The sequence below is a fragment of the Natronomonas sp. genome, from assembly GCF_047616845.1.
In the GTDB taxonomy this organism is placed as follows: Archaea; Halobacteriota; Halobacteria; order Halobacteriales; family Haloarculaceae; genus Natronomonas.
Map to the genome: position 1 here is coordinate 42,058 of NZ_JBLGBY010000013.1, position 6,087 is coordinate 48,144.

General features: G+C 66.1%; 6 protein-coding genes and 1 pseudogene. 1 reads left to right on the top strand and 6 read right to left on the bottom strand.

What is annotated here, in order from left to right:
* Positions 1-8: 8 nt before the first annotated feature.
* From ACI8UR_RS04575 to dcd, 5 genes and pseudogenes are all read right to left on the bottom strand, one after another.
* Positions 9-404 carry a hypothetical protein gene (locus ACI8UR_RS04575; protein WP_411716079.1) on the bottom strand — a complete coding sequence of 132 codons (396 nt, stop codon included), beginning with the start codon at positions 402-404 and terminating at the stop codon, positions 9-11.
* 30 nt (positions 405-434) lie between these two features.
* Entirely contained in the window at positions 435-965 is a 531-nt protein-coding gene (locus tag ACI8UR_RS04580) for a class I SAM-dependent methyltransferase (RefSeq protein WP_411716080.1), read from the bottom strand.
* 130 nt (positions 966-1,095) lie between these two features.
* Entirely contained in the window at positions 1,096-1,992 is an 897-nt protein-coding gene (locus ACI8UR_RS04585; RefSeq protein ID WP_411716081.1) for a thiamine-phosphate synthase family protein, read from the bottom strand.
* Positions 1,989-3,698 carry a dCTP deaminase domain-containing protein gene (locus ACI8UR_RS04590; protein WP_415087605.1) on the bottom strand — a complete coding sequence of 570 codons (1,710 nt, stop codon included), beginning with the start codon at positions 3,696-3,698 and terminating at the stop codon, positions 1,989-1,991. Before ACI8UR_RS04590 ends, ACI8UR_RS04585 begins: the two co-directional genes overlap by 4 nt.
* Positions 3,681-4,034 (bottom strand): annotated as a pseudogene (gene dcd, locus ACI8UR_RS04595) (dCTP deaminase); the annotation flags it as partial. The pseudogene dcd and the gene ACI8UR_RS04590, both read right to left, overlap by 18 nt.
* Positions 4,035-4,196: 162 nt before the next feature.
* Between dcd and pth2 the strand changes: the two are divergent.
* Positions 4,197-4,535 (top strand): peptidyl-tRNA hydrolase Pth2, encoded by a 339-nt coding sequence (gene pth2 / locus ACI8UR_RS04600; protein WP_411716082.1) that lies wholly within the window; start codon positions 4,197-4,199, stop codon positions 4,533-4,535.
* Between the two features lie 542 nt (positions 4,536-5,077).
* Here pth2 and ACI8UR_RS04605 read toward each other — a convergent pair.
* The coding region (locus ACI8UR_RS04605) for an NADH:flavin oxidoreductase/NADH oxidase (protein WP_415087604.1) at positions 5,078-6,087 on the bottom strand (1,010 nt) is incomplete at its 5' end.

Below are 6,087 nucleotides of genomic sequence, written 5' to 3' on the forward strand. Positions count from 1 at the left end.
GAGGCGGGTTACAGCGCCGTCTCCCGGCCGGCAGCGCGGCGAACTCTGACCCCGACTGCCGCCGTCCCGGCCCCGAGCACCGTGTGCAACGGGACGACGAGCACGCCGATCAGTAGTCGCTGGACGGCGAATACCAGAAACGAGGGGTCGCCCGCCATCACCGCGAGCACGCCGCTTGCTGCGATGAACACGCCGAACCCGACGGCACCGCCGTAGCCGCCCGCTCGCGCGCCAGCGCCAATGTGGCCCGGCGTCTTCGAGAGCAGGCCGACGACCGCCCCGCCCGCGATGCCGGCGAAGAGGACGCCAGCCACGGCGTTGCCCTCGATGAGCCGGCTTGCGGCGGCCCCACCCACGACGACGAGTGCCGTCACGGCAGCGCCAGCAAGGGTTCGTCGCTCCATACGCGGCGGTCGGCCGGCGCGCGCAAAACGTTAGCGAACGCGGCCGGAGAGCAGGCCGACGAAGCCGAGGCCGAACGTCTCGTATCGGCGGTCGACGGCCCGGTCGGCGACTGCCGCTCGCGCGTCAGCCACCCGGCGGGACAGCGGTGCGTCGAACCGTCCGAACGGCGCTCGGAGCACGTCAGCGACCCCGGAGCTCGGCGCGCCGGCGGCGACGAACGCCCGGAACAGCGGATTGAGCGGCCACCCGAGTGGATCGTCGGTCGCTGCCGCGTCCATGAGGGCGATACGGCCCCCGTCACCGACGAGGTCACACCAGTCCTCGACGATGGTTGCCGGGTCGCCGAAGAGCCCGCAAACGAAGGTTCCGAGGACGGCATCGGCATCCTCGATAGGCGGCCGCGCGGCGTCTCCCTGCACGACCGCGACGTTGTCGTACTCGCGAACGCGCTCCGCGGCGCGGTCGAGCAACGGACGGGTGATATCGACGCCGATGACCCGCCCGTCCGGTTCGACGCGCTCGCGGAGATGCGGCAGATTCGCGCCGGTGCCACAGCCCATCTCCACGACGGTCGCCCCGGTCGAGCGACGCGGTCGGCGGCCCGGCGGCGCCAGCGGTCGACACCCGGTGCTGTCGCGATGCGGTCGTAGAGGTCGGCCCAGCGGCCGTAGAAATCGGTGACGCTCGCCATCAGACGACGTCGCGGACGGTGCCGACAACGTCGGAAGCGTCCGACCCGAGGATGTAGATGACGGGCTCGATACCGAAGCCGCCGGTCTGATACAACACGTCGACATCGGGGTGCTCCGACACCGTCTCCGCGATGGCAGTTTCGAGGTCGGCTTCGGCGTCGAATTCCGCTGTTTGGTAGCCGGCGGCCTCCAGTTCCGACAGCAGGGCGTCGCTGTAACGGATGTTCACCACGGCGCGGGCGTCGCTGCCGGCCTCCCGAGCCGTCAAAAGCAGCGTCGCGACGTGTTCGGAGACGCCGAACTCGGGGTCGCTCGGCACCGTCGCCTGCCCTTTGATGTCGAGGATGCGGCCCGGAATGGCCGCCACGTCGTCGATGGTGGTTGCATCAGGCAGCGCTTCGACGAGGTTTGACCCGACTGCTGGCACGAGCGCCGCAAAGCCGCTGGTGTTCTCGAGCGTTCGGACGGCGCGCCGAACCGACGACCGGACGCGTTCGGTCATCCGGAGGTCGCCCTCGGGGTCGTGGATATCGAGCGGCGCATCGTAGCCCGACAGCGGCGGGAACGCCTCCTCGTGGAGTCGCGCGAGCAGGTCGCCGCGTTCGAGCCGCCGGATGAGTACCTCGGTCTCGACGAGCGCCTGCACGCGACTCATGTCGTCGTTCGCCAGCCCCTCGGCCAGCTGCTCGACGAGCGCCTGGACGCGCTCGTCGGCGGCGATGTCGTCGTTGACCTCGACTTCCTGGTGGGCGTACTTCGAGACAGCGCTTTGGCTAATTCCGAGCAGGTCGGCCACCTCGCTTTGGGTGAGCCCACAGTCGCGAAGCTCACCCGCAAGCATCGTCCGGTACGTCGGGAGGAACTCCTCGACGACGACCTCCTCGATGAACTTCATCGCTCTAACTGGTCGCCGCCGAACTCGTCATCCGACTGAATGCGCGAGGCCTGTGGGCCCTCCTGACCCTGATACTTCGACCCCCGTTCGGCGCCGTAGGGGCGCTCTGCGGGGTTCTTCAGCTCCGTGAACGTGAGCTGTGAGATGCGCATTTCCGGCGTCAGCGCGACCGGCGCGGTACCGAGATTCGACAGTTCGAGGGTTATCTGGCCCTCGTACCCGGGGTCGCAGAGACCGGCGGTATTCGACAGGAAGACGCCACCACGACCACCGAGGAAGTTTTCGACCGTCTTTCCGTTCGGCTGCACTTCGAGGTCGTATGTCGGCTCGACACGGTCGGTTTCCTCGACATCGACGACTTCCTCGAACCGGATATCGTCGCGGAGTATCTGATCGAGTCGGGTCGTATCGACGCCCGCGTCAGCGTAGGAATCCCGGAAGCGTCGAAGCGTGTCTCGCTTGACCGAACCGTACTCCCCGTTTTCGACGTTCGAGATGCTGCTCTTCGAGGAGTACCCCATCGCGTCGGCAGCCTCGGACATCGTCATATCCGCCTCATTGCGGTATCGCTGGAGCAGGGCACACGGAGTCGGAACGTACTGTCCCCGCTTGTGTGGGTCGCTGGCGGTATCGACTGCCCATTCGGTGCTCTCGTTGTGCACGTCGCTCGGTTCGATGTACGTCTCTCGCTCCCGGCTGTAGGCTGAACTGTGGAGCCCCAATCTGGCCGCCAGGTACATCGTCCGATTTGCAAGCGATTCGTTGGCAGTATAGAGCGTATCGCGTGCTTCGCGCCGACATCCGTCGCCGTCCATGAGGCCATCGAGAAGCGCTTCGAGAACCGGTTCGGGCCAGTTCCACGCCCGGTCGGGGATGTTCTTCTCGCTTCCAGCCCCAGCAAGCCGACGGAAAATTTTCGACCAGAGCGCCGAACAGATAGTGAGCCGTTCGAGTCCGTTGTCTCGCTCTTGGCGGTAGATACTGGTATCGTACGACTCGAACCACTCCGCGACCCGGTCGAGGTACGCCTCGTTTTTATTGCCGACTTGTATCTGCTTGCGCCGGGCCGACCCCTCGGCGATGTAGAAGCCGAGCAGCCAGCCGAACTCGGGTGTAATTTCGAGATGGCGCGGGAGGCGGGCGTCGCTCTGTTTGAACGCGACTTCGGTATTGGCTGGCGCGTTCGCCGAGGAAACGCACGACAGCGGTGCAGCGTTCCGCGACTCGTAGTGTTGGTGTGATCCCGGCGGTACGCTGTCGTCCAATTCGGCCGCTTCGAGGCCGCCGTCAGCGGCGTATGCGATTATCTCCTTGTCGCCCTCGAACAGCTCTACGAGGTCAAGTTCGGTCTCCTCGCTCGGCGAGCTCGGGAGTGTTCCGGGAACCATCACTCGGGTTCCCTCGGTGTCTTCGCTCGGTAATCGCGTCACCCCGCCCTGCTCATCGAGCGTAAAGAGGTTGTGATCCTTTGTTACCAGTACCTCACGCCCCGACTCGAGTGACACTCGATAGATGCGTTTCGTCGGATTCGTGATATAGTTCGTCACGCGGTGGGTGCTCACGCGGAGTGTTTGCGGATCGAACGAGACTGCACGTGCCTGGCGCTCGTTTTCGACGATGTCGCCGATTTCGTAGAACCCGTACCCATCTTCCGGCGTCCAGAGGAACACCTCCTCGTCGTACGGAAGCGACGCGTGAACCACCACGGCAAGCCGCCCGAGCGACGACCGCCCTTCGACGTGGGCGATGAGGTCGTCGGGAATCCCGACGCGCTCTTTCGTCGTTCCGAGGACGAAATCGCCGGGATGGAGGATGAAGTCCTCACCCTCCTCGACGTAGGTTTCGTCGACGTACTCGTCGACTTCCTGTTCGCTGTTCGGGTGGATACAGGGGATGTTGGTGCGTCTGAATTCGAGGAACTCCCGCCCAAGCCGGAGGTCGATGCTCGCGGGCTGGATCTGTAACTCGGGGTCGTCGAGCGGTTCGACGACGAGGTCGCCGTCGGTCAGCCGGCGACGGATGTCCCCATCGGAGAGTATCATGGCTCGAAAAGTGGTCGACAGGGGCTTAAAGGCCAACGGTCGCGCCGCTGGCCGAGCAAGACGAAGACGTACGAGATGACAGCAGCGCCCCCCGGCTACGAGCAGGTCGCCGGGTCGGCGCCATCGAGACGTACTTTTACCGACGCCGCCCGACCTATCGGTATGAAGCAAGCCATCGTCGCCCGGACGGATATCGGCATGGGAAACGGCAAACTCGCAGCACAGGTCGCCCACGCGTCGCTGCAGGCCTACGAGAAAGCCGGCGACTCGGCCCAGCGGGAGTGGAAATCGGGCGGTCAGAAGAAGGTCGTTCTCAAGGGTTCCGGCGAGAGTGAACTCCAGCGACTCGCCGACGAGGCGCGCCGCGAGGGGCTCCCCTACGCGCTGATTCGTGACGCCGGCCACACCCAACTCGAACCGGGCACCGTGACCGCGCTCGCGGTCGGCCCCGGCTCGGAGAACATCGTCGACAAGGTGACGGGTGATCTAACTCTTTACTAAACCCACTTTTTGCACGCGAGACCGGGTCGCCACGGGCGACCACGGTCTCGCGGCAAAAACTTGGGGAAAATATGCGCGCGTACTCCTTCCGCGCGGCTTCGCCGCGCGTCAGTCCGTGCGCGCTACCGGACGCTCCCTCCGGTCGCGTCCGGGGAACCGCTCGCTCACTGCGTTCGCTCGCGGATGCTACACCTGTTGCTAAATCAACCATCTGAGTAAAATGTAGTGTCCGCGCGAGCGTAGCGAGCGCGGTTCCCGGTGACGAACGGTAGCGAGGCGTGAGCGAAGCGAACGCCTCGAAAAGTCGAACGGCGAGCGGAGCGAGCCGTGAGACAAGTGAGTCGCCGTAGCGAGAGCCGACTAACGCGGCGCCGAAGGCGCCCGCGGCAATCTCGCGAGCGGAGCGAGCGAGATCCGTGGAAGACGAGCGAAGCGAGTCTTCCTGAGGGAGGCTCTCGCGCATATTTTCCCCAAGTTTTTGCCGAGAACCGGTGTCGAGCGCTCCGCGCTCGACCCGCGTTCTCGTGCAAAAAGTGGGAGTTCTAGAACCCTCTGGTGTACTGCCGCGGAACAGGCGCTTCCTGGCCCAGCTCCTGGGCGGCCCGGATTGCGAAGTAGGGGTCACGGAGATGTTCGCGGCCGACGATAGCGAGGTCTGCGCGACCGTTGCTGATGATGGCGTCGGCACCCTCCGGCGTCGTGATGCCGCCGACCGTGCCGACGGGGACGCCGCCTTCGGCGACCTGTTCTGCATAGGGCACCTGGTAATGCGGCCCAGTGTCGGGCACCTGCTGGTCGGGGTGAATCGCGCCCGCGCTCACGTCGATGAGATCGACGCCGAGCGGCTCGAGGTCGCTTGCCAGCCGTGCCGAGTCGGATACCGTCCATGATTCGCGGTCGGGGAGCCAGTCGGTCGCGGAGATGCGGACGAAAAGCGGCGTGCCGTCCGGGATCGTCTCGCGGACGGCGGTGACGACCTCCCGGAGCAGGCGCGTCCGGCTCTCGAAGTCGCCGCCGTAGGCGTCCTCGCGGGTGTTCGTCACCGGCGAGAGGAACTCATGGAGCAGATAGCCGTGGGCGGCGTGAATCTCGACGATCTCGAAGCCGGCGGCGACGGCGCGTTCGGCGGCCGCCGTCCACGCGTCGATGAGTTCGGCGATGTCGTCCGTTTCGAGCCGCTGGGTCTCAAGCGGCTCCTCGTCGTTGTAGGGCCACGGCGTCTCCGTCGGGCCGACAGGCGTCCATCCGCGGTCGCCGTGAATCGGGCCGTAGCCGTCGGCCGGTCGCCGCGTCGAGGCTTTCCGGCCGGCGTGGGCCAGCTGGATGGCGGGCGTCGCGCCCTGCGATTTCATGAACTCGGCGATGGGGGCCAGCGCCTCGGCGTGGTCGTCGCTCCAGATGCCGAGGTCTTCCGGCGAGATGCGCCCCCGTGGCGTGACGGCTGTCGCCTCCGTCATGACGATGCCGGCGCCGCCGGTGGCGCGACTGCCGAGGTGGACGCGGTGCCACTCGGTCGCGAGGCCGTCCGCTGCCTCACAGGAATACTGGCACA